The 20,889-nt window shown below is 57.3% G+C and carries 22 protein-coding genes and 1 pseudogene; 3 read left to right on the top strand and 20 right to left on the bottom strand.

Features of this window, described 5'->3' with window-relative positions:
• Positions 1 to 215 precede the first annotated feature (215 nt).
• The 8 genes from AC27IT_RS19300 to AC27IT_RS19265 all read right to left on the bottom strand — a co-directional run bounded on the left by AC27IT_RS19300 (position 216) and on the right by AC27IT_RS19265 (position 7,189).
• Complete coding sequence (locus AC27IT_RS19300) at positions 216 to 497, bottom strand: DUF2325 domain-containing protein (protein ID WP_007786731.1); 282 nt, start codon at positions 495 to 497, stop codon at positions 216 to 218.
• A 71-nt stretch (positions 498 to 568) separates the two neighbouring features.
• A complete protein-coding gene (locus tag AC27IT_RS19295) occupies positions 569 to 763 on the bottom strand; it encodes a YezD family protein (RefSeq protein ID WP_005827399.1) in 195 nt (64 codons plus the stop codon).
• Positions 764 to 1,153: 390 nt separating this feature from the next.
• On the bottom strand, positions 1,154 to 2,119 hold the full coding sequence (locus AC27IT_RS19290; RefSeq protein WP_007786733.1) for an ABC transporter ATP-binding protein: 966 nt from the start codon (positions 2,117 to 2,119) through the stop codon (positions 1,154 to 1,156).
• Complete coding sequence (locus AC27IT_RS19285; RefSeq protein WP_283858160.1) at positions 2,109 to 3,095, bottom strand: ABC transporter ATP-binding protein; 987 nt, start codon at positions 3,093 to 3,095, stop codon at positions 2,109 to 2,111. The genes AC27IT_RS19290 and AC27IT_RS19285 overlap by 11 nt, the downstream gene beginning before the upstream one ends.
• A 7-nt stretch (positions 3,096 to 3,102) precedes the next feature.
• Complete coding sequence (gene opp4C, locus AC27IT_RS19280; RefSeq protein ID WP_005827404.1) at positions 3,103 to 4,035, bottom strand: oligopeptide ABC transporter permease; 933 nt, start codon at positions 4,033 to 4,035, stop codon at positions 3,103 to 3,105.
• A gap of 13 nt (positions 4,036 to 4,048) precedes the next feature.
• Entirely contained in the window at positions 4,049 to 5,005 is a 957-nt protein-coding gene (locus AC27IT_RS19275; RefSeq protein ID WP_005827406.1) for an ABC transporter permease, read from the bottom strand.
• A gap of 236 nt (positions 5,006 to 5,241) precedes the next feature.
• Positions 5,242 to 5,577, bottom strand: a complete 336-nt coding sequence (locus AC27IT_RS19270) for a helix-turn-helix domain-containing protein (RefSeq protein ID WP_206699224.1) — start codon at positions 5,575 to 5,577, stop codon at positions 5,242 to 5,244.
• Positions 5,578 to 5,803: 226 nt separating this feature from the next.
• Positions 5,804 to 7,189 (bottom strand): aminotransferase-like domain-containing protein, encoded by a 1,386-nt coding sequence (locus tag AC27IT_RS19265; protein ID WP_487092045.1) that lies wholly within the window; start codon positions 7,187 to 7,189, stop codon positions 5,804 to 5,806.
• Positions 7,190 to 7,313: 124 nt separating this feature from the next.
• On the opposite strand from AC27IT_RS19265, the gene AC27IT_RS19260 reads away from it, so the two are divergent.
• The gene (locus AC27IT_RS19260) at positions 7,314 to 7,730 is read left to right on the top strand and encodes a GNAT family N-acetyltransferase (protein ID WP_005827413.1); all 417 of its coding nucleotides are present in this window, start codon (positions 7,314 to 7,316) and stop codon (positions 7,728 to 7,730) included.
• A gap of 82 nt (positions 7,731 to 7,812) precedes the next feature.
• Here AC27IT_RS19260 and AC27IT_RS19255 read toward each other — a convergent pair whose 3' ends face one another.
• Positions 7,813 to 8,871 carry a CapA family protein gene (locus AC27IT_RS19255; protein ID WP_283858161.1) on the bottom strand — a complete coding sequence of 353 codons (1,059 nt, stop codon included), beginning with the start codon at positions 8,869 to 8,871 and terminating at the stop codon, positions 7,813 to 7,815.
• Positions 8,872 to 9,070: 199 nt separating this feature from the next.
• Between AC27IT_RS19255 and AC27IT_RS19250 the strand changes: the two genes are divergently transcribed.
• Complete coding sequence (locus AC27IT_RS19250; RefSeq protein ID WP_238504263.1) at positions 9,071 to 9,874, top strand: helix-turn-helix transcriptional regulator; 804 nt, start codon at positions 9,071 to 9,073, stop codon at positions 9,872 to 9,874.
• Between the two features lie 33 nt (positions 9,875 to 9,907).
• On the opposite strand, the gene AC27IT_RS19245 is transcribed toward AC27IT_RS19250, so the two are convergent.
• The 11 genes and pseudogenes from AC27IT_RS19245 to AC27IT_RS19195 all read right to left on the bottom strand — a co-directional run bounded on the left by AC27IT_RS19245 (position 9,908) and on the right by AC27IT_RS19195 (position 19,134).
• Complete coding sequence (locus tag AC27IT_RS19245; RefSeq protein ID WP_005827418.1) at positions 9,908 to 10,678, bottom strand: 3-hydroxyacyl-CoA dehydrogenase; 771 nt, start codon at positions 10,676 to 10,678, stop codon at positions 9,908 to 9,910.
• Positions 10,679 to 10,999: 321 nt separating this feature from the next.
• Complete coding sequence (locus AC27IT_RS19240) at positions 11,000 to 11,137, bottom strand: hypothetical protein (protein ID WP_157797536.1); 138 nt, start codon at positions 11,135 to 11,137, stop codon at positions 11,000 to 11,002.
• Positions 11,138 to 11,219: 82 nt separating this feature from the next.
• Positions 11,220 to 11,723, bottom strand: coding sequence for a DUF2179 domain-containing protein (locus AC27IT_RS19235; RefSeq protein WP_005827420.1), 504 nt, complete (start codon positions 11,721 to 11,723; stop codon positions 11,220 to 11,222).
• 60 nt (positions 11,724 to 11,783) lie between these two features.
• Positions 11,784 to 12,878 (bottom strand): tartrate dehydrogenase, encoded by a 1,095-nt coding sequence (locus tag AC27IT_RS19230; protein ID WP_005827421.1) that lies wholly within the window; start codon positions 12,876 to 12,878, stop codon positions 11,784 to 11,786.
• Complete coding sequence (locus AC27IT_RS19225; protein WP_283858162.1) at positions 12,875 to 13,474, bottom strand: GDSL-type esterase/lipase family protein; 600 nt, start codon at positions 13,472 to 13,474, stop codon at positions 12,875 to 12,877. The genes AC27IT_RS19230 and AC27IT_RS19225 overlap by 4 nt, the downstream gene beginning before the upstream one ends.
• Before the next feature lie 17 nt (positions 13,475 to 13,491).
• On the bottom strand, positions 13,492 to 14,148 hold the full coding sequence (locus tag AC27IT_RS19220) for an ABC transporter permease (protein ID WP_005827424.1): 657 nt from the start codon (positions 14,146 to 14,148) through the stop codon (positions 13,492 to 13,494).
• Between the two features lie 31 nt (positions 14,149 to 14,179).
• Positions 14,180 to 15,085, bottom strand: a complete 906-nt coding sequence (locus tag AC27IT_RS19215) for an osmoprotectant ABC transporter substrate-binding protein (RefSeq protein WP_026558154.1) — start codon at positions 15,083 to 15,085, stop codon at positions 14,180 to 14,182.
• A 52-nt stretch (positions 15,086 to 15,137) separates the two neighbouring features.
• Positions 15,138 to 15,776 carry an ABC transporter permease gene (locus AC27IT_RS19210; RefSeq protein ID WP_007783846.1) on the bottom strand — a complete coding sequence of 213 codons (639 nt, stop codon included), beginning with the start codon at positions 15,774 to 15,776 and terminating at the stop codon, positions 15,138 to 15,140.
• Positions 15,777 to 15,829: 53 nt separating this feature from the next.
• Positions 15,830 to 16,555 (bottom strand): annotated as a pseudogene (locus AC27IT_RS19205) (ABC transporter ATP-binding protein); the annotation flags it as partial.
• A 27-nt stretch (positions 16,556 to 16,582) separates the two neighbouring features.
• Positions 16,583 to 18,040: an aldehyde dehydrogenase family protein gene (locus AC27IT_RS19200; protein ID WP_238504258.1), complete on the bottom strand. Its 1,458-nt coding sequence runs from the start codon at positions 18,038 to 18,040 to the stop codon at positions 16,583 to 16,585.
• Entirely contained in the window at positions 18,037 to 19,134 is a 1,098-nt protein-coding gene (locus AC27IT_RS19195; RefSeq protein WP_327945191.1) for an aromatic ring-hydroxylating oxygenase subunit alpha, read from the bottom strand. Before AC27IT_RS19195 ends, AC27IT_RS19200 begins: the two co-directional genes overlap by 4 nt.
• 219 nt (positions 19,135 to 19,353) lie before the next feature.
• On the opposite strand from AC27IT_RS19195, the gene AC27IT_RS19190 reads away from it, so the two are divergent.
• Positions 19,354 to 20,736 (top strand): sigma-54 interaction domain-containing protein, encoded by a 1,383-nt coding sequence (locus AC27IT_RS19190; protein WP_007783855.1) that lies wholly within the window; start codon positions 19,354 to 19,356, stop codon positions 20,734 to 20,736.
• The last annotated feature ends 153 nt before the right edge of the window (positions 20,737 to 20,889 follow it).

Below are 20,889 nucleotides of genomic sequence, written 5' to 3'. Positions count from 1 at the left end.
TTTTTGCGGGCGCTGTTCTCTTCGCGTATTCAACGCTGAATACTTTTTGCTTTGGGCAGTTCCGGCAAAAATTTCCGCCTGTCTTCCCTGGGAAAAAACGCGGCCCACACGATCAGGCTGCCCATTTTTTCGTTTTCCGATTACGCAAAAAAGAAGTATTCAGTCTTGAATACTTCTATTCACGCGCGAATATGGAATTGTCCGGTAGACAGGGGTTAGCTGATCGCTGGCTGGTGCATGGAAACCGCGTCACACGACCGTCTGCAAAAGACGATCGGGACGTGCTTTTGCTTCGCCAGCTTCTTGATGTTTTTGCTGAGACTGTGGCTGACGAAGTTGATAAAGACGAGAACCAGCTCCGTATCGGCAGGAATCGTCGCCTTTACGTCCGATTTTTTTCGTCCGGAAACGTGATACACATTGCGAAACCCTTTATCCTGCAACAAGCTCTCGATTTCCCCTACCCGATCTCCACCTACTACAAGAACGCCTGCCATAACAAAGCTCCTCCTCTCTATTCTCCCGTCAGTATCAATCTGTCGTGCGCTGGGCCTGTTTGCTCCGCCTGCTATCTGCCTGTTCGTGCCTGATTGTACTTCGTCTCCGCCTTTTCAGCAGGGAGCCTGTATTTTTCGGTCCGCTCGATCTGGACCACCTGCGAGTCGTGAACCACGATGTGAATGGAGCCGTATTCCAAGCTGTCCAACGCACGCGCGATTCTCTCCCACAACCGTTCATCCAGGGCATTCTCTTTCTTTGCCATATGGTCACTCCTCCCTGTTTTTGGCGAAAAAAATCAATGTATATTATTCCTACCCATTTAGTATGTTTTGTTTCCTAATGATACCCCTCGGTCCCCTTTTTTGTCAATGAGAGCACGGGGCTTCGAGAGGCTGCGCAAATCCGGTATCGCTGGCGTTCATGTATGTCCATTGCATTTCCACGCTGTGCGGTTGCTTTGGTACTTCACCTCTTTTCCGGTTGATAGCAGAAAGACTCCCGATGAACAAGACATGCTGGTTGTCTGCACGGGAGCCTTCGGTAGTCCGATCAGCTATTTAACAAAAACAGATATACTTACTTTGATTTATAACGAGTTTATCATATACTTTCTCTCTCGGTCAATGCCTCTACTCTCCCTTTTTCGCAGCAGCTAGACCAGATGGCAGGCGACGAATCTGTCCCGGCTTACTTCGCGAAAAGCCGGGGCCTGCTCGCTGCACAGCTCCATCGCGTACGGGCAGCGCGTGTGGAACTTGCAGCCTGCGGGCGGATTGGCAGGGCTTGGCATGTCTCCCTGCAAAACGATCCGCTCGCGCTTGTGCCGCGGAATCGGTAGCGGAACGGACGACAAGAGCGCCTTCGTGTACGGATGAAGCGGCTCGGCAAACAGCTCGTCGCGGGAGGACAGCTCCACCAATGAGCCGAGGTACATGACGCCAATCCGCGAGCACAAATGCTCGACGACGCTCAAGTCGTGGGAAATGAACAAATACGTCAACTGCCGCTGCTCCTGCAACTCCGCAAACAGATTGATAATTTGCGCCTGAATCGACACGTCCAGGGCTGAAACCGGCTCGTCTGCCACGATGAAATCCGGGTTGAGGATGATCGCGCGCGCAATCCCGATCCGCTGGCGCTGACCGCCGGAAAACTCATGCGGGTAGCGGTCGATGTGATAAGGCGCAAGCCCGCACAGCTCCATGACGGCAAGCACCCGCTCTCTCGCCTCGGCGGGCGCGGCAAGCCCGTGGTCCAGAAGCGCCTCGCCCAGCGCCTCCCCGATGCGAATGCGCGGATTGAGCGAGCTGTACGGGTCCTGGAAAATAAACTGCATGCGCGGGCGCAGGGCGCGCAGCTCCGCTTTGGACAGGGCGTGCACGTCGATTCCTTGAAAGCGCACCTCGCCTGCCGTCTTTTCCAGCAGCCGCAAAATCGTGCGCCCGGTCGTGCTTTTTCCGCTGCCGGACTCGCCGACCAGCCCGAACGTCTCGCCTTTTTTGATCGAAAAGCTGACGTCGTCCACTGCCTTGACGTGGCCGACCGTCCGCCCCAACAGCCCGCCTGTGATCGGGTAATATTTTTTCAGCCGATGCACTTCCACCAGATTACCGGTCATAGCCAAATTCCTCCTCGTGCAGCCAGCAGGCTACCTTCCTCCCGTCGCCCAGCTCGCGCAGCGGCGGATGTTGCACCCGGCACTTGTCCAGGCAATGCGCGCAGCGGTCGTGGAAGTAGCAGGACTCGCCGAGCGTCGCCGGATGCGGCACCTGGCCGGGGATCGAGTACAGCTTGGCCTGCCGCTGGTTCAGCACGGGCTTCGAGCGAAGCAAGCCTTGCGTGTACGGGTGCAGCGGCGATTCGAACAGCGCTTCGACGGGCGCTTCCTCGACCACTTTTCCGGCGTACATGACCACCACGTGATCGGCCATTTCTGCGACCACACCCAGATCGTGCGTAATCAGCAGGATCGCTGTGCCTGACTCTTGCTTGATCTTGCGCAAGAGATCGAGAATTTGCGCCTGGATCGTCACATCGAGCGCGGTCGTCGGCTCGTCGGCAATCAACAGGCGCGGATGGCAGGAAATCGCAATCGCGATCATGATCCGTTGCAGCATCCCGCCGCTCAACTCGTGCGGGTACGCTTTGGCGATCTCCCTGGCGCGGGGAATGCCGACCAGCTCGATCAGCTCGATCGCTTTTGCCAGCGCTTCTTTTTTGCGCAGCCGCTTGTGCTCGATCAGCGGCTCCATGATTTGCTCGCCGATCGTCAACACCGGATTGAGCGACGACATCGGCTCCTGAAAAATCATCGCCAGTTCGTTGCCGCGCAGTTTGCGCAGTTCCTCCTTGCTCACCTTGCGCAAGTCGCGGCCCGCGAACCACACTTCGCCGCCGACGATTTTTCCCGCCGCCTCCGGGATCAGCCCCATCAGCGACATGGCCGCAGCGCTCTTGCCGCAGCCCGACTCGCCGACGATGCACACCGTCTCGCCAGGCTGCACGCGCAAGTCGAGGCCGTCTACCGCCTTGACCACGCCCAGCTCCGACTTGAAATGCGTACTCAGCTTGCGAATGTCCACCAGCTTGTTCACGTCCGGCTCACCTGCCCTTCTGCTTCGGATCCAGTGCGTCTCGCAGTCCGTCCCCGAGCAAATTGATCGAAATCACGGTGGCAAAAATGGCGACGCCCGGCGGTACCCACAGCCACGGCCGCTTTTGAAAATCAATCAGGGAGTTCGCCGCGTCCATCATGTTGCCCCACGTCGGTGTCGGCGGGACGACGCCCAGCCCGAAATAGGAGAGCACCGATTCGCTCAGGATCGCTCCCCCGACGTTCAAGGTCGCCACGACGATGAGCAGCGGCATCAGATTGGGCAGCAAATGGTGAAACAGCTTGCGCCGATCGCGCAGGCCGAGCACCTCTGCCGCCTGCATGAACTCGCTCTCGCGCAGCGTCAGCATCTGGCTGCGCACCAGCCGCGCCAAGCCCGGCCAGCCGATCAGGCTGAGCATGACCATCACGATGTAGATGCGGTAATCAGTCGGGATTTTCCACTCGGAGAGCACCGCGCCCATGATGAAAAGCAGCGGTAAGCCGGGAATGGTCATCAACACATCCGCCAGCCGCATAATCAACTGGTCGACCCAACCACGGTAAAAGCCTGCGAGCGCCCCGAGCACCGTCCCGATCGTGACGGACAGCACCATCGAGGCGATCCCGACCGTCAGCGAGATGCGACCCGCCTGCATCATCCGCGTCAAAATGTCCCGCCCCAAATTGTCCGTCCCGAGCCAATGCGCGAGGCTTGGCGGCTTGTTGATGCTCGCCGTGTTCACGCTGCCGCTGGCGTAGGGCGAAAAAAACGGCCCGATCAAACAAACTGCGGCCATCACCAGCAAAAACACGAGTCCGCCCATCGCCAAACGCTTCTTTTTCAGCCGCGAAAACGCCTCGCGCCACAAGGAGGATCGGCGGGAGGCAGTCCGCCCGTCTCTCGCCAGCTCCGCTGCTTCCCTCGCTACTGTCGCCATCTCGTTTCCTCCCTCACTTCAGCCGGACGCGCGGGTCAGCCACTCTGTACAGCAGATCGGCGGACAGGTTGCCCACGACGGTGAGAATCGCCAAAAACATCGTGAAGCCCATCAACAGCGGGTAGTCCCGCACCGAAAACGCCTGCATGTACAACTGTCCGACACCGGGCCAGTTGAAAATTTTTTCCGTGATGATCGCGCCGCCAAAAAGCGCCGGCAGCTCAAAGCCGAGCAGCGTAATCGCTGGCAAAAGCGCATTGCGCAGGGCGTGCTTGTGCAGGACGACTTTTTCTTTCAGCCCTTTGGCCCTGGCTGTGCGCACGAAGTCTTGCTGGATGACCTCGAGCATGTTCGTACGGAAATAGCGGGTCAGCGCCCCTACGCTCAACAGCGTCAGGACAGCCACAGGCAAAAACATGTGGCGAATGACGTCCCATGCGTAAGCAAGCCCCGTCTCCTTACTGCCGATCTGCATCATCCCGCCCGCAGGAAACAGCTTGGCATCGACCGCGAACAATTTGATGAACAGCAAGCCGACGAAAAAGACAGGCAGCGACATCGCGGCAAACACCCCGATCGTCACGAGCGCATCGAACCACGAATGCTGCTTTGCCGCAGACAGCACCCCGATGGAAATGGCGATGAGCCAGGTGAAAAACGTAGAGGTGATGGCGAGCAAAAACGAGTTCCAGATGTAGTCGTTCAAAAGCGACATCACCGGCTGCTGGTATTGCAGGGAGTAGCCGAAGTCGCCGCGCAAAGCGTTTTTCATCCAGATGACATACCGCTCCCCGACAGGCTTATCCAGTCCGTACATCGCCTTCAGCTCCAGCTTGCGCTCCGCCGTCAGCTTCGGGTTCGTATCGACGAAGTCGCCGGGCGTCATGGCGTACAAAAGAAAGATCAGAACGGATGCGCCGAAGAGGCTCAGCGCCATGTACAACAGTCTTTTCAGGAAATAGGCGGTCATCGTTTGCCTCCTTTCGGGTGGAAAAGAAGAAAGCCCAGCCCCAGGGCCGGGCACAACTCACGGGTGCAGCCATTCGCTACTCACTCTCATCCCGCCCCTAAAGGGGGTGCTATCGCACCGTAGCGGGCTTTCTCGTTCGGAAAATCTGTAATAACCTGCCCGCGATACTTGGGCGATCGCCACCAACCAAGTAATGGGGTACATGTCCTTTAACGAAGAAATGATGTCAAAGCGATTTATTTTCGGAATGATCCCTCCCCGAATAGATTGGGATTGCGCTTTTTTAGAAACTCGACCTGCGCTTTCAAATAATCCCGTTCTTCCTCCACGCTGGAAAACCTGGTGCGGGGCCGTCCAATAAAAGGATGGGAAGCTGCTTGTTTGCCCCGCTGATCCTGCAGTGTTTCGTGGTTGCGGCATTTCTTTACCCAGCTCTTTACCTGACTAGAACTGCGTATTCCCAGAGCATCCGCCACAGCTTGATAACTTCGTCCACCCTTTTCATATAAATCAACGGCTCTTTGTTTTGTCTCCTCTGAATACTTCACAAATGACTGCCCCTTTTTAGCCAAAGAAAATCCCCTCCAAGTATCAGTGTATCATCCAAGCTCGTTAACTTGGTCTTTTTTCACTGTCTACCTAAAGGGGATAATATCATTCTCCTGATTTTTCTGGTTTAAATCGTTTTTTGTTTTATATACAAAACATAGTTTTCAATTTATATATATTAAATTTTTCAGAACAGTCGAGTCAACGGTAAATATTTTGATAATTCAATTCATTGGCAGCAGCTCCTATTCATCGCCAGTCGATGACTCGCCGCCTGTCCATTTCCCGTTTTTGCGCAAGCGCGCCGGCGACCTCGGCCATGAGCGCCATTCCTCTGTCGATCTCGGCGGCATCCGTCTGAATGATGCTGAGGCGCAGCCCGTTGTCGCTAGCAAAGCTCGGCAAGTAGTTTTGCTCCGTGGAGAACACCCGTACATGGCGCTGCTGCAAGGCCGCGATCATGTCGAGGGCTGCGATTCCTTCCGGCAGGACGATGGTCGTAAAAATTCCCCCGTGCGCCGCGACATACCGAAAGCCCAGCCCCTTGTCCAGATGGCGGCGGCAAGCTGCATCCAGCGCTTCCATCCGCGCCTGATAGCGCTCCCTAACCATCGCCGCATGACGGTCGTACATGCCGCAGTTCAGATACAGTTCCAGAGCAGCTTGGGACAGGACCGACGTGCTGGAATCAGCCGATGCTTTGAACAGGCGAAACGTCTCCAGAAGCGACGGCGGCAACACGACCGCAGCCAGTCGCAGTCCCGGCAGCATGATTTTGGAAAAGCTTTTGACGTAGATAACCTGTCCCGCTGAATCGTAGCTGTAGATCGGGTCGGCCTTCGCCTTCGTCTCCATGTCAGCCAGGTAGTCGTCCTCGACGACAAATACCCCGTAGCGCTCCGCCAACCTGGCGATTTGCTTTTTCTCCTCTGCCGCATAGCTTGTCCCGAGCGGATTGTGGTAGCGCGGCACAGTATAAAAAAACTTGATCGGATTGTTGCGAAAATGTCGCTCCAGCTCGTCCAGGTCGATGCCTGCCGCAGTCCGCGCGATTCCGAGCGCCGTTACGCCCAGCAGCCGCAGCGAACGCAGCATGCCGTGAAAAGTGGGCTGCTCGACCAGCACCGCGCTTTTTCCGTTGGGAAAAGGCATCGACGCAAGCAGGTGCAAAGCTTGCTGCGCGCCCGAAACTACGCAGATTCGGGACGGATGCGCGAATACTTGCGAATGGGCGAGATGCTTCTCCAATTCGCGGCGCAAAGAGGAAAAGCCTTGCGGATCGCAATAGGTGAAAAGCTGCTCCCGGTACAGCTCGATGGCGCGGTTGAGGCAATGCTGGAAGTCTTTGTACGGCATGACCTCCGGATCGGGACTCGCCGCTGAAAAATCAATGTGCTCCTCCATCCGGCGCGCGCTTTCCTGCGAGCGAAGCACTGCGTAATAGCCGCTTTTTGGCACGGAGTAGATCAAGTGCTCTTTTTCCAGCTCCTGATAGGCCCGGATCGCCGTGTTGATGCTGCAATTCCACAGCGCAGAGGCTGTGCGGATTGAAGGCAGCTTCTCGCCCGGCCGTATGTTGCCCGCCGCCAGTCGCTCCTTGATCTCTTGCTTGACCGCTTCGTATTTTGTCTCCATCCTGTCCCCCGTTCTCCGCTCTGTGTGGGTACAGATGCGCTTTTTGTGCGTAGCTCTCTTTTTGTTCCTTACAGTATAGTAAATCGTAAGTCAGGCAGTAAACAGGAAAGCGGGAGGGGTACAGATGGAGTGGAAGCACGGCGAATGGCCTTATACGATGAGCGATGACAAGGCTTTGCTCGACGAGGACAAAATTTGTGCGTGGCTGGCTACCACCTATTGGGCCAGCGAGCGTCCGTGCGAGATCGTGCGCAAAAGCATCCAGCAGTCGCTCTGCTTCGGATTGCACCACGAGAACGGACAGGCTGGATTCGTCAGGGTCGTGACGGACTACGCGACTTTTTCCTGGGTGTGCGATGTCTTCGTCGATCCAGCGCATCGGGGAAAAGGGCTTGGCAAGTGGATGATGGAGATCGTCATCCACCATCCAGCCATTCGTCATACGAACATGACGCTGGGTACGCGGGATGCGCATGGACTGTACGAGCAGTACGGCTTCGTGCGCAGAGAGATGATGCGCAGGCAGGCAGAGTCTGTGTGAGCGGAGGTGTCCGTTGTCCGTCGGGCACGCCTGAGCGACCAGCCAAAGCCATGCAAAAAGGGAGGCTTCTCCAAAAGCCTCCCTACTTCTTTTTCACTTCGCCGTCCGCTGCGACCGTTGCCCCGTAGGAAATCCGGTTCAGCTTGTCCACCATCCGCTGCCTGTTTTGGCTGTCCATCGGGGCTGGCTGTCCGTTTGCAATCTTGACCGGGATGACCCGCGTCCTCGTGCCGCTTGCGGCAAATGTCAGCTCCGCCATGATGGCTTCACGGCCTTTCGGATTGTGCGAGGTCGTGAACACAAAATTGCCTACACTGTAGTAGATCGGCGCATTTTTGTAAAACTCGACGCCCATGACCGAATGGCTATGCGAGCCGACTACCGCATCCACGCCGTGGTCGATCAGCTTTTTCGCCAGCTCGCGGGCATACGGCTCGGGCGTGTCCTTATACTCCAGATTCCAGTGCATGACCGCAATCGTGATATCTGACTGCGCCACCGCCTGCTGCACATAGGAGAGCATCGGCTCATAGGCGTAGGCGTGCGCAAGCCCTGGCCTGTTTTTGCCCGCGTACCAGCGCTGATTGGGCAGCACGCGGCCAAGCCCGATCACCGCAACGCGTTTGCCTTTGATCGTCTGTACGTACGGCGCAAACGCTTCCGCTTCGTTTTTGCCTGCGCCCACGTAGCCGATTTGCTGCTTTTGCAAATGGGCAAACGTATCGAGCAGGGCATCCACACCGTAATCCAGCGTGTGGTTGTTCGCCAGATTGACCACGTCGATTCCGGCATTTTTCAGCCCGTTCAACGCTTCCGGCTTGGCGCGATACGTAAACTCCTTTTTCTCCGGCTTGCCGCGTGTGCTGACAGGCGTTTCCAGGTTGCCGATAGCCAGATCGGCCTGCCGCAAAAAATCCGCTGTTTTTTGAAACGGGTAGTCGATCCCGTGGCGCGCGATCTGTACCCCTACGCTTTTATCCAAAATGATGTCTCCCACAAACGCGATGCGGATTTCCTCTGCTGCTATTTGCCGCTCGCCCGCCTCTGTCGCCTGGACGAAAGCCGGGCTTGCGCTCGCAGCAGCCAGCAAAGCCGCTGCGACCGCTACCATGGCCGCCCTTTTCCATCGAATGATCTGCATTCGCCGCGCACACGTCCTTTTTTTACCTTTCATTGTAGAAGGCGCGCTGCGAAAAGCTTGTTGAAGCGTGTCCGGCGGGGAAAGGAATTTCTCGCCCTATTTTGACGCCGCGTTTTTCCCGTGTCGAACGGCGCATATCTGCTAGTATAATAGAAGGATACTTTTGCGCTGCAAGGAAGAGGATAAAGACTTGTCAAACATGCCAGCCTCCGCGGAACGCGAGCAATTTGCCAGCGGCCTGTTTTTTGTCCGGGCCAACCTCGTGTTCGCAAACGGCGATTTTGCAAGCTGGGTGGCAAGCGCTGCCCAATTGCAGGACGAGCTGCCCCAAAACCCGCTGTTCTACCATCTGAACTACAACGCGACAGAGCCTTTTATCCGAAAGACGCGCTTCGGCTTGAAAGGGATGATGTCCGATGAGACAGAGCTGGTCGGCAAGCAGTTTTCCCGCATCCTGGAGACGCACGGCTGGGGCGACTCGCTGATTAACAAATACGTGGTGCAGGCGCTGGCCGAATGGCAGCAAGGCAACAAGCCGCAGGCCCTGGCATGCTTGCACGAGGCGCTCGCAATCGGAGAGCGGAATTTGTACGTGCGCAGCTTTCTCGACGAAGGCCCGGCCATGCACAGCTTGCTGCTCGCCTATCAGCAGCGGGAAAAAGCCCGGACAGAGCCGTTTGCTCCTGACGTATCTCCCGCTTACGTCGCCCGCCTGCTTGCCCTCTTCCCGCAAACGGGCGCAACCATCAAAGACAATCGCTCCGCGCCGCTTGCAGAGCCGTTGACAGGCAAGGAGCGGATCATTTTGTCCATGCTCGGCAAGGAAGCTACCAATAAGGAAATTGCCGAAGCGCTGGGCAATACGGGCGGGACGGTAAAAGTGTACCTGCACGGAATCTACGGCAAGCTCGGCGTCGCCAACCGCACGCAGGCGCTGCTCAAGGCGCAGGAACGGTCGCTGTTGGAAACGGAAGCGCCCAGCCGCGTCAAACCGCAAAGCTGAAACAAAAGCTTGCCCGCTGGCTTCGCCCTTCGCTCACTTCGGCTGCATCCGAATCGCCCCGTCCAGCCGAATCGTCTCTCCGTTTAACATCGGGTTGGTGATGATGCTGTTCACCAGCCTGGCGTATTCGCTGGGTTGACCTAGGCGCGATGGAAAAGGAACGGTCGCTCCCAGCGCGTCTTTTACAGAGCGCGGCAGCTTGTCAAACATCGGCGTATCGAACAAGCCAGGAGCGATCGTCATCACCCGAATCCCGTACGGCGCCAGGTCGCGTGCCAATGGCAATGTCATGCCGACGATTCCGCCTTTGGAGGCGCTGTAGGCCACCTGCCCCACCTGCCCGTCAAAAGCGGCGACAGAAGCCGTATTGATGATGATGCCGCGCTCGCCCGTGCTGGCTGGCTCATTGCCTGCCATCTGCTCGACCGCCAGGCGCACGACATTGAACGTGCCGATCAGATTGAGCTGGATGACTTTGGCAAATGCCTCCAACGAATGCGGGCCGTTTCTGGAAAGCGTCTTTTGCCCCAGGACCGTGCCCGCGCAATTGATCGCAGCATGAATGGTGCCAAAAGCTCCCGCTGCGCGGTCAATCGCCTCCCGCACGCTCGCCTCGCTCGTCACATCCGTCTGTACAAACAGGGCTTGCTCACGTCCCAGCTCGCTGGCGAGGGCGTACCCCCGTTCGAGGTCCAGATCAAGAATGGCTACTTTTCCTCCGTGCTCAACCACATTCCTTACTGTGGCTTCCCCCAATCCGGAAGCTCCACCCGTTACCATGGCAACCACATCCCGAATTTCCACGCCATTCTCTCCCTTCCTTCAAATCGGCATTCGCAACATTACCTATGCAAGTTTTGCACCAGCCCGCAAAAGCGTTATCAGCTCCCGCTTTGTCTAAAACACTGCTGTCCATGTCGCGGTCCGGGCACATCCGCGCAGCGGACAGCGGACAGTGACGAGACACCTCTGTCCGGCGATTGGACAACTCTGACCGCTTGGCACTGGTTCGCCTCGGCAATCCGGCTGTGCTCCGCTGCCAGAGCCGCCCTTTTTCTCCGGCCGCAACCTTGCCACTCAGTCGTCCCAAACCAAAAGCTGGCAATTCGTCTATCAGATAGTATTTTATGAGCAGACGGCAAAGAAAATGGCAACTGCCTTCACAAACACCGGGGCCAACCAGCCTAACGCCTGCACGGGCAAAAACGCGATTCCGCAAGCCGGGTCGTCACAAGCTGCCGCACCACCCAGGGCAGACAGCAAAAAGATGCCGCGCTCCCCTGATGCTACACGGCACCTTTTTATGCGCGGGCTTGGCGCAGGCAGACTTGGAACAGGCGTGCTTTCAGTTCAGCTTCCCCGGCGTAAACCCGCCGACAAACGTCTTTGGCTCCGAGGAGATGATAAAGGCGCCGGGATCGATTTGCTGGATCGTTTTGATCGCATCCAGGTAATTTTTGCGCTTGGCCAAAATGAGAAAAATCATCCGCGTCCCGTACAGGCCGGAGCCGTGCCACTTGGTCACGCCGTAGCCCTTTTCCTTGAGCACGCTGGTCAGCTCCGCTTCATTGGCCGTAATCACTTGCAGCGTCATGTAGCCGAGGGCGATTTTTTGTTCGATGTACATGCCGAGCAACGTCCCCACTCCATACGACAGGCAATACGTGAAAATCCCCCAGAACGAATCCATGTAGTTCAAGACGATCGACAACCCGGACAAATAGACAAAAATCTCGACCGTGCACAAGCTCGCGGCCGCGTAGTTTCGGCCTTTTATCATCAGCACGACCCGCAGGGAATTGAGCGCGACGTAAATAATCTGGATCAACGCAATCGTCACATAAATCATGCGACACCCTCTCCTCAAAAAGTCGGCTCCGCCATCCAAGCGGCGGAGCCTCCCATCGGTTCAGACTATATGTCCACTCTGCTGAAACAGGCGGATGATTTTGCCTGCGACCTCGTCCCCCACCTCTGCAGTCGCGGACGTCCCGCCCATGTCCGGCGTGAGCACCTCGTGTTCCACCAGCGTCTCCTCGATCCCTTGCAGCACCAGCTCAGCGAGGTGCTTGTAGCCGAAAAATTCAAGCATCTGGCTCGCCGACCAGATCGCGGCCAGCGGGTTGGCGATGCCTTTTCCCGCGATGTCCGGGGCAGACCCGTGAATCGGCTCGAACATCGACGGATACGTGCGCTCGGGGTTGATGTTGGCCCCCGCCGCCAGGCCCAGCCCTCCGGCAATCGCCGCGCCCAGATCGGTCAAAATGTCGCCAAACAGGTTGGAAGTGACGACGACCTCGAACCGCTGCGGCTCTTTTATCATGAACATGCTCGCGGCATCGACCAAATACGAATGCGTCGGCACATCGGGGTATTCCTTGGCGACTTCTGCAAACACCTCGTCCCAGAAAACCATCGAGTAGTTGAGCGCGTTGCCTTTGCTGATACTCGTCAGCGACTTGCCCAGTTCGCGGGCCGTCGCAAACGCGTAGCGGATAATCCGCTCCGTCCCTTTGCGCGAGAACACGCCTGTCTGCAGCACCACTTCCTCCGGCTTTCCGCGAAACAGCCACTCTCCTGCCCCCGCGTATTCGCCTTCGCTGTTTTCGCGAATGAACAGCATGTCGACCGCTTCTCGCGGCACACCAGCGAGCGGGCAAGGAGCGCCGCGCAGCAGCTTGATCGGGCGGATGTTGACGTACTGCTCGAACCCTTTGCGAATGCGCAAAAGCAAATCCCACAGCGAAATGTGGTCCGGCACTCCCGGATAGCCGACAGCCCCCAGGTAGATCGCGTCGAACTTGCGGAGCTGCTCCATCCCGTCCTCGTCCATCATCTTGCCGTGTTTGGCGTAGTACTCGCAGCCCCAGGGAAAATCGTGAAATTGCAGCTCGAAGCTGCCGTCGAGCCGTGCCGCCGTGTCCAGCACCTTGATCCCTTCCCGAAGCACCTCCGGCCCGATGCCGTCTCCTGCAATCACTGCGATCTGCCATGTTTTTTTCATACGATCACTTCCCGTAAAAACGAAGCGGCCGCTCCGGCGATTTTCGCATGCCCCGCTTGATTTGGATGCAGTCCGTCTATGCCCGCAAAGTACGTCTGGTCGACCTCGCCCCGCTCGTCGTGGAAAATGCCCTGAAAGCTCAGGAACAACAGGCCGCTTTTTTTCGCCATCTCTTCCAGCGCCGCCGCGTATTCCTTGCCGCGCCGCAACAGCGTGCCATAGCCGGCTACAGGCTCCCAGACCTGCTCGCCGTCTACCTGGCCCGGGTCGAAGCCGGAGCCGGACGCGCCGATGATCGGCACGATGCCGTGGTGCAGCGCTTGCTTGACCATGGCGTACATATTGGCGAGCAGCACATTTTGGCTCAAGTCCCACCACAAATCGTTGCCGCCGCCGATGATGAGCGCATGCGAAGGGTTTTGCCAAACGACATCGTGCGTGAAGCGGCCGAGCATTCCCCCTGTCGTGTCCCCCGAAATGCCTTTGTTGATGACCTCCACCCCCAGTTCGCGCTGCAGGAGCGCGGGCCAGGCCGCCGTTTTCGGCACGCCCAGCCCTTCCGTAAAGCTGTCGCCGATGCACACCAGTTTTCTCATCGTTTGCTCGCCCCTTCCTATTTGTTTTTCGCTGCGCGCAGGCGGAAGCTCGATTTTTTCTCGACAAGCCCGAGCAGCAAGTCGACGAGGATGACGAGCAGCGCGGCTGGTATGGCCCCGGCCAAAATTTTTTGATCGTCAGTCGTGGAGATGCCGCGCAAGATCATTTCGCCCAGACCGCCCGCGCCGACAAACGTCGCCATCGTGGCCGCCCCGATCGCTACAACGGCCGCTACCCGCACTCCCGCCAAAATAATCGGCATCGCCAGCGGGATCATGACCATGCGCAAGAGCTGGCCGGACGTCATGCCCATGCCTGTTCCCGCCTCGATCATGTTTTTGTCCACGCCAGTCAGTCCCGCGTACGTGTTGGCGATGATCGGCAGCATCGAGTACAGCGCCAGGGCGACGATGGCCGTGTCATAGCCCAGGCCGAGGAAAATCATGATAATCAACAGCATGGAAATGGACGGAATGGTCTGGATAATGTTGATCGTCGTCTGGATCGCCACGGCCAGCGTCCGGTTTTTCGTCATCAGGATCGCCAGGGGAAGGCCGAGTGCAATCGCAATGACGATGGCGCTGATGCTCATGAACAGATGCTCCCCCGTCAGCTCCAGGATTTGCTCCGAATATTTGTTCATGACGCCGATTATGTCGAGGATGCTGTCCATCGAATCTGCCTCCTTTTCTGGCAAAAGGTCGCTACGGCTGCAAAAGCCCTTGCTCGGTCAAAAACTTTTGGGCGATTTCCGCTGGCTCCAGCTTTTCCACATCCGCCTGGTAATTGAGCGCCGTCATCGTCTTCGTGTCGATTTTGCCCGCCAGCTTGTTCAAAATGTCCGCCAGCTCGGGATGCTTTTTGAGCGCGTCGTTGCGCACGACAGGCGAGGCCGTGTAGTTCGGGAAGAAATGCTTGTCGTCCTCCAGCGTGACCAGATCGTACTCCTTCAGGCGCGAGTCCGTCGAATAGGCGAGCACGATGTCCACGTCGCCATTTTTCACCGCTTTGTAGACCAGCCCGATGTCCATCGGAATCGCCTTGGCAAATTCCAGGCCGTACTCCTTTTTGAACGCCGGATAGCCGTCGTTGGTCCGCTCCAGCCAGCCCGCGTCTGTTGCCAGCTTCATTTCGGCGGCGTGCGCCTGCAGGTCGGAAATCTTTTTTAGGCCGTATTTTTCCGCGATATCTTTGCGCACCGTAAAAATGTACGTGTTGTCAAAGCCGTAGGACGGAAACCATTCCTGGTCGAACTTTTCCTTGACGCCCTGCTTGACCAGGTCGAAGGCAGCGGCAGGGTCTTTCGGAAATTCGGTCATGCCGAGACTGCTCGTGAGATCTGTCCCTACGTAGCGGACGGCGGAAATCTGGATGTCGTTGTTTTGCATCGCTTTGAGCACGACAGGCGTTCCGCCGAGCCCGCCGACCATTTCCACCTTCAGGCTGGAATTGGCTTCAATCAGTTTTTTCAGCATGTTGGCGATAATCTCTTGCTCGGAGGTAGGCTGATAACCGAGCTGAACGGTGTTTCCAGCTCCCCCCTTCGAACAGCCCGTGACCAGCGCAACCGCCAGGACCGCCAAAAACAGCGTGCGAAAAAGCACTCTCATCCCCACATTCATTGCCCCCTTTTTCTCTCAACCTGTTATTGGATCGCTCTGCTCACTTCCGCAAGCCTCGCGGTGTGCACATGCGCTGGAACTTGCGCGTGACGAGGTCGGCGAACGCCGCGAGCAGGGCAGTCAGGAGCGCCCCTGTCAACAGCATGTTGTCATTCGAGTTGCCAAGCCCCGTGAAGACGAGGTAGCCCAAGCCGCCGCCCCCCACGACAGCGGCGAGCGTCGCCCAGCTTATCGTATAGATCGTCGCTGTCCGCAAGCCGCCCATGATGATCGAGATCGCCAGCGGAATTTCTACCTTGAACAAAATTTGCAGATTGGTCATGCCCATCCCGCGAGCCGCTTCGATCAGCGACGGCTCCACCTCGCGGATACCTGTGTAGGTGTTGCGCAGCATCGGCAAAAGCGAGTACAAAAACAGCGCGACGACGGCCGGAAAAGCGCCAATGCCCAAAAACGGAATCATGAAGCCCAACAGCGCCAGGCTCGGAATCGTCTGCAAAATGTTGACGACGCCGATGACATACTGGCTGATTCGCTCTGCTCTCGTCAATAAAATGCCAAGGGGAACGGAAAGGATGAATCCCGCAAGCACAGCGAGCAAGGAAATGTAGCAATGCTCCCAGACAAGCGAGAGAATTTGCTCGTGCCGCTCGGACAAAAAGGCAAAGAAATCGCTCATGCCCGTCCCTCCCCCTACAAAGCGCCGGAGCGCGGAAACTTTTCGCTCGGCCGTTTGAGCCGCTTGACGCCGATAAAATCCGCGACAAAATCGTTGGCCGGGTGCTGCAACAGGCGGTCCGGCGTGTCGATTTGCACGACAGCCCCGTCGTTCATCAGGCAAATGCGGTCGGCAATTTTGATCGCTTCATCCATGTCGTGCGTGACGAAGACGATGGTTTTATGAATCGTCTTTTGCAGACGGACAAACTCATCCTGGAGTTGCTCTCTGCTGATCGGGTCCAGGGCGGAAAACGGCTCATCCATCAAAATGATCGGCGGGTCTGCCGCCATCGCCCGAATCACCCCGACGCGCTGCTGCTGTCCGCCGCTCAGTTCGGCCGGGTACCTGTCCTTGTATTTTTTCGGCTCCAGTCCGACCAGAGCGAGCAGCTCATCTACCCGTTTCTCGTAGACGGCCGGATCGGTCTTGTTCAGCTTCGGGACCAGGGCGACGTTTTGCGCGATGGTCATGTGCGGGAACAGGCCGATCTGCTGGATGACGTAGCCGATGCCCCGCCTGAGCATAACCGGATCTTTTTTCGCGATGTCTTCGCCGTTGATGGTAATTTTTCCTGATGTCGGCTCGATCAGGCGGTTAATCATTTTCATCGTGGTCGTCTTGCCGCAGCCGCTCGGCCCGATCAGCACAAACAGCTCGCCCGCGCCGATGTACAGGTCCAGGCTTTTGATAATCGGCGCGCCATTGATCGTCTTCGTGACCTTGTCAAAGCAAATCATCCGCATCTCTCCTCGTCATGAAATAGATCATTGCCGCCGGTTCCAGATCACCAGCTTCAACTCCGTCATTTCTTCGATCGCGTATTTGATCCCTTCCCGGCCCGTTCCGCTTTCTTTGACGCCGCCGTACGGCATGTGGTCCACGCGGAAGGTCGGGATGTCGTTAATCAGCACGCCCCCGACATGCAGTTTCTCTGCGGCGTCGAGCGCTGTGTGCACGTTTTCCGTATAAATGCCTGCCTGCAGCCCGAACCGGGAATCGTTCACGCGCTCAATCGCTTCCTCGACCGAGTTCACCCGGTTCACCAAAACAATTGGGGCAAACACTTCCTGGCAGGAGACTTTGAGCGAAGGCCCGGCATCGAGAATCACGGTCGGCTGCAGGATGTTGCCCTCTGCCCTGCCGCCTGCGGCCACCGTCGCTCCCGCCCGTCGCGCCTCGTCAATCCAGTCCAGCGTCCGCTGCACGTCCCCCGGGGAAATCAGGGCGGAGATGTCTGTCGTCTCGTCGAGCGGGCTGCCTAACCGCAGCGCCTTTGCGGCTGCGACGAATTTTTCCACGAACGCGTCGTACACCTCCGCATGCGCGTACACGCGCTGCAACGAGATGCACACCTGCCCCTGAAACGAAAACGCTCCGGTGATGCAGCGGGCAATCAGCGGCTCAAGCTCGACGCCTTTGTCGATGATGACGGCGGAGTTGGAGCCAAGCTCCAGTGTCGTCCGCTTCAAGCCCGCCCGGTTGCGGATGCCAATGCCGACACCCGGACTGCCTGTAAACGTCACCATGTTGACCCGCTCGTCCGTGACGATCAGATCGCCGACGACGCGGCCGCTCCCCGTCACGACATTCAATGCCCCGGCAGGCAAGCCCGCTTCTGCCAACAGCTCCGCGATGAAAAAGGCGGACAGCGGCGTCTGCGAGGCGGGCTTGAGCACGATCGTGTTGCCCGCTGCGATGGCAGGCCCGACCTTGTGCGCGACGAGATTCATCGGAAAATTAAACGGGGTAATCGCGCCAATTACGCCAATCGGTTCGCGCAGTGTATAGGCGAGCCGGCCTTCCCCGCCGGGAGCGGCGTCGAGCGGCAACGTCTCTCCGTGAATGCGCTTGGCCTCTTCGGCGGCGAACTTGTACGTTTCAATCGTGCGCACGACTTCGCCTCTCGCTACCGCAATCGGTTTCGCCGCCTCCTGCGCGATGATCGTGGCCGCCTCCTCGCTGCGTTCGCGAAGCAGGCTCACCAGGCTTTCGAGAATCGCAGCGCGGCGATGCGCCGGCATTTTCGCCATGATGGCTTTTGCCGCGTAGGCAGCCGCGATTGCCTGCTTTGTCTCTTCTTCGTTTGCCGCCGGAATCTCGGCGAGCGCTTCCCCGGAATACGGAGAGCGCAGCTCCGTGTACTGCCCCGCTTTTACCCACTCGCCGTTGATGAACAAGCTTTTTTGCATCGTGTGCATCGCTGGTCCCTCCCCTCTTTTCATGCTTGCGCCTCTTCGATCCCCAACGTCTTCAGCACCATCTCGTGGAACTGCAGGACGGCGTGCTCGGTTGCGGAAAACTTCCCTTTCTGGAAGGCGCGGGACTTGAAGCCGATCTGCTCCAGCTCAACCAGCTCCACGTCCTCGACCCGCACCTGCTCGGTAAACGCCATCAAATCTTTTTCTTCCTGCGTCAACTCTTCATGGCGGAACAAATACGTGTACACGCCCAATGTCGTCTCGTGGTCGATCGGCACCATCTGGATCAGCGACATGTTGCCCGGCCCCGGATAGATCGTCAGCATCAGGTTCGGCCACAGCCAGTAAAAACGGCCGCCCTGCATCTCCGCCTTATTCAGTTCAACCGAGCCGAGTTGCTTATCCGGCTTGACGACCGTCCCTTGCACGGAGTAATTTTCGCACTGGATGATCTGGTACTTCGTCAAATCGAGCGTAGCGGTAAAGCCGGGATGGGCAATCGGGCAATGGTCGCATTCCAGGTAGTTGTCGATGAACGCTTTCCAGTTCGATTTGATGACCCGCGTGTTGACGCTGTATTTTTTCAACTGGCCCAAAAACGGAAACGCCGCCAGATCAGCGAAAAAGTCGCCGTAGGAAGCCGCCAGCGGAACCGCGTCATCATCGAGGTTGACGAAAATCAGCGACGCTTGCACCTCCAGCCTCACCTGGCGCAGACAGGCTTCTGCTGCGCACAGTTGCTCGCCGTTTTTAAAGTTCGGCGCCTTGTTCAGCGAACCGTCGAGCTGGAACGTCCACCCGTGGTAGCCGCATTGCAAAATTTTCTTGTTGCCCTCGGCGTTTTTCTCCAGCTTCGTCGCGCGGTGCGGACAGACGTTGTAAAATGCGCGCAGCGTACCTTCCCGCCCTCGCACGACAAGGATCGGCTCACCTGCCACGTCACAGGTAAAAAAGTCGCCGGGATTTTCGACCTGACTGATATGCCCGACAAACTGCCACGAGCGGGCAAAAATCTTTTCCTGCTCTGCGCGGAGCACCTCCGGATCGGTATATAGACGGTAAGGAAGCGCTTTCACCTCGCGGGTAGTGGAACCAACCTTTGCTTCTTGGATAGACATCTGCCATGACCCCTTTCGTTTTCGCACCATGCGGCATCATTATTGGTTACGGTCTTGCCCCTCCTTTTTGCAAAAACGATGCCACATGCGAAAACCACGGTTATCACGGTGATAATAGTAAAATTATTGGGAAAATTGAGTTTATTCAGGTTCATTTCGAACCGATTTGCACTCACGCGTGGTATGATGGGAAAAACGGCTGCACGCGCGGAGGTTCCCATGTTCAAAGAGTCGGAAAATGGCTTCATCATTGAAATGAGCACGGATATTTTGGAAAAAATCCTCGACCATTCCACCGATGAAATTTACGTGGTCGACGGCGAGACACGGATCGTCTTCATGAACAAAATATGCGCCCAGCACTACGGGCTCAAGCGCTCGGAGGTCATCGGCAAGCGCAACGAGGAGCTGTTCAAGCAAGGCTACTGGACGCCCTCGATCATCCCGATCGTCATGCAGGAAAAGAAGCCCGTCACCATCAAGCAGACGACCTACTACGGCGGCGAGCTTGTCACGACAGCCGTCCCCATCCTGAACCGGACGAAGGAGATCGAGCTCGTCGTCATTACCGCCCATGAGCAGAACTTCAAGAAAATCATGCACACCGATCAGGAACCCGCCGACCAAAATCAACTGCCGAACAACATCATCACGAACAGCCAGAAGATGAAGGACTTGCTCACCTTTTGCCACAAAATCGCCCTGGTCGACTCGACGATTCTTTTGCAAGGCGAGTCCGGCACGGGAAAAGGCGCGTTCGCCGCTTTCATTCACCAGATGAGCCGCCGCAAAAACGGGCCGTTTTTGACGATCAACTGCGCTGCGATCCCGGAGGAGCTGCTGGAGTCAGAATTGTTCGGCTATTCGCAAGGCGCGTTTACCGGAGCGAGCAAAAGCGGCAAGCTTGGGCTGATCGAGGCGGCGAACAACGGCACGATCTTTTTGGACGAGATCGGCGAACTGCCGCTGAAAATCCAGGCCAAGCTGCTGCAGGTGATTCAGGAGCACCGCTTTTTGCCTGTCGGCGGCACCGAGTACAAGCAGGTGGACATTCGCATTTTGTCCGCGACCAACCGGGACTTGTCCAAGATGGTGGAAAACAAGCAGTTTCGCGAGGACCTGTACTACAGGCTCAACGTGATCGACCTGAAAATCCCGCCGCTGCGCGAGCGCCCTGAAGACATCGTACCCCTCACCTATTATTTCATCAACCGCTGCAACAAAAAATACGGCGTGGACCGACTGATTTCCCAGGAGACGCTGCAAGCTTTGAGCAGCTATTCCTGGCCGGGCAATGTGCGCCAACTGGAAAACATGATCGAGCGGCTCGTAGTCACGACAGAGTCGATCATCACCCCGGCCGATTTGCCGGACATTATTCATCAGCATAACCGGAATCATCTGCCTTTGTCTTCGGCCGGAAGTCCTCCGCTGCCCCAGACGCTCGACGCAGCGCTGGCAGAGGTGGAAAAACAGATGGTCCGGCGCTCGTACCAAAAGCACCGCACAACCCGCAAAGTCGCCGCTGACCTGGGCGTGAGCCAGACGAAAGCGACGAAGCTGATTCAGAAGTATTGTCGGGATTTGGGTGAGTTGGAATAGGTTCAAGGGGAGGGGGTTACTTGCTAGTTGGCAGAGGGGCTGGTTTCGGCGATCCTTGTTTTCTGGTTGGGAAGCTGGTTGGGGACGTCCCTTCGTTTTCCGGCTGGAGAGCTGACAGACTCCGAGCACTCCTTCCCTTTCTTGCTGAATACC

Source organism: Brevibacillus sp. YAE8, assembly GCF_057543335.1.
This window is presented reverse-complemented; position numbering and strand designations above follow the sequence as displayed.

What these genes read in the sequence shown, in the direction of transcription:
- AC27IT_RS19290 (WP_007786733.1), bottom strand. Translation starts at nt 2,119, where the DNA reads ATGACCGGTAATCTGGTGGAAGTGCATCGGCTGAAAAAATATTACCCG.
- AC27IT_RS19300 (WP_007786731.1), bottom strand. Translation starts at nt 497, where the DNA reads ATGGCAGGCGTTCTTGTAGTAGGTGGAGATCGGGTAGGGGAAATCGAG.
- AC27IT_RS19200 (WP_238504258.1), bottom strand. Translation starts at nt 18,040, where the DNA reads ATGAAAAGAGGGGAGGGACCAGCGATGCACACGATGCAAAAAAGCTTG.
- AC27IT_RS19210 (WP_007783846.1), bottom strand. Translation starts at nt 15,776, where the DNA reads ATGAGCGATTTCTTTGCCTTTTTGTCCGAGCGGCACGAGCAAATTCTC.
- AC27IT_RS19265 (WP_487092045.1), bottom strand. Translation starts at nt 7,189, where the DNA reads ATGGAGACAAAATACGAAGCGGTCAAGCAAGAGATCAAGGAGCGACTG.
- AC27IT_RS19250 (WP_238504263.1), top strand. Translation starts at nt 9,071, where the DNA reads ATGCCAGCCTCCGCGGAACGCGAGCAATTTGCCAGCGGCCTGTTTTTT.
- opp4C (WP_005827404.1), bottom strand. Translation starts at nt 4,035, where the DNA reads ATGGCGACAGTAGCGAGGGAAGCAGCGGAGCTGGCGAGAGACGGGCGG.
- AC27IT_RS19225 (WP_283858162.1), bottom strand. Translation starts at nt 13,474, where the DNA reads ATGAGAAAACTGGTGTGCATCGGCGACAGCTTTACGGAAGGGCTGGGC.
- AC27IT_RS19235 (WP_005827420.1), bottom strand. Translation starts at nt 11,723, where the DNA reads ATGATTTATGTGACGATTGCGTTGATCCAGATTATTTACGTCGCGCTC.
- AC27IT_RS19255 (WP_283858161.1), bottom strand. Translation starts at nt 8,871, where the DNA reads ATGCAGATCATTCGATGGAAAAGGGCGGCCATGGTAGCGGTCGCAGCG.
- AC27IT_RS19260 (WP_005827413.1), top strand. Translation starts at nt 7,314, where the DNA reads ATGGAGTGGAAGCACGGCGAATGGCCTTATACGATGAGCGATGACAAG.
- AC27IT_RS19275 (WP_005827406.1), bottom strand. Translation starts at nt 5,005, where the DNA reads ATGACCGCCTATTTCCTGAAAAGACTGTTGTACATGGCGCTGAGCCTC.
- AC27IT_RS19220 (WP_005827424.1), bottom strand. Translation starts at nt 14,148, where the DNA reads ATGGACAGCATCCTCGACATAATCGGCGTCATGAACAAATATTCGGAG.
- AC27IT_RS19195 (WP_327945191.1), bottom strand. Translation starts at nt 19,134, where the DNA reads ATGTCTATCCAAGAAGCAAAGGTTGGTTCCACTACCCGCGAGGTGAAA.
- AC27IT_RS19295 (WP_005827399.1), bottom strand. Translation starts at nt 763, where the DNA reads ATGGCAAAGAAAGAGAATGCCCTGGATGAACGGTTGTGGGAGAGAATC.
- AC27IT_RS19190 (WP_007783855.1), top strand. Translation starts at nt 19,354, where the DNA reads ATGTTCAAAGAGTCGGAAAATGGCTTCATCATTGAAATGAGCACGGAT.
- AC27IT_RS19230 (WP_005827421.1), bottom strand. Translation starts at nt 12,878, where the DNA reads ATGAAAAAAACATGGCAGATCGCAGTGATTGCAGGAGACGGCATCGGG.
- AC27IT_RS19215 (WP_026558154.1), bottom strand. Translation starts at nt 15,085, where the DNA reads ATGAGAGTGCTTTTTCGCACGCTGTTTTTGGCGGTCCTGGCGGTTGCG.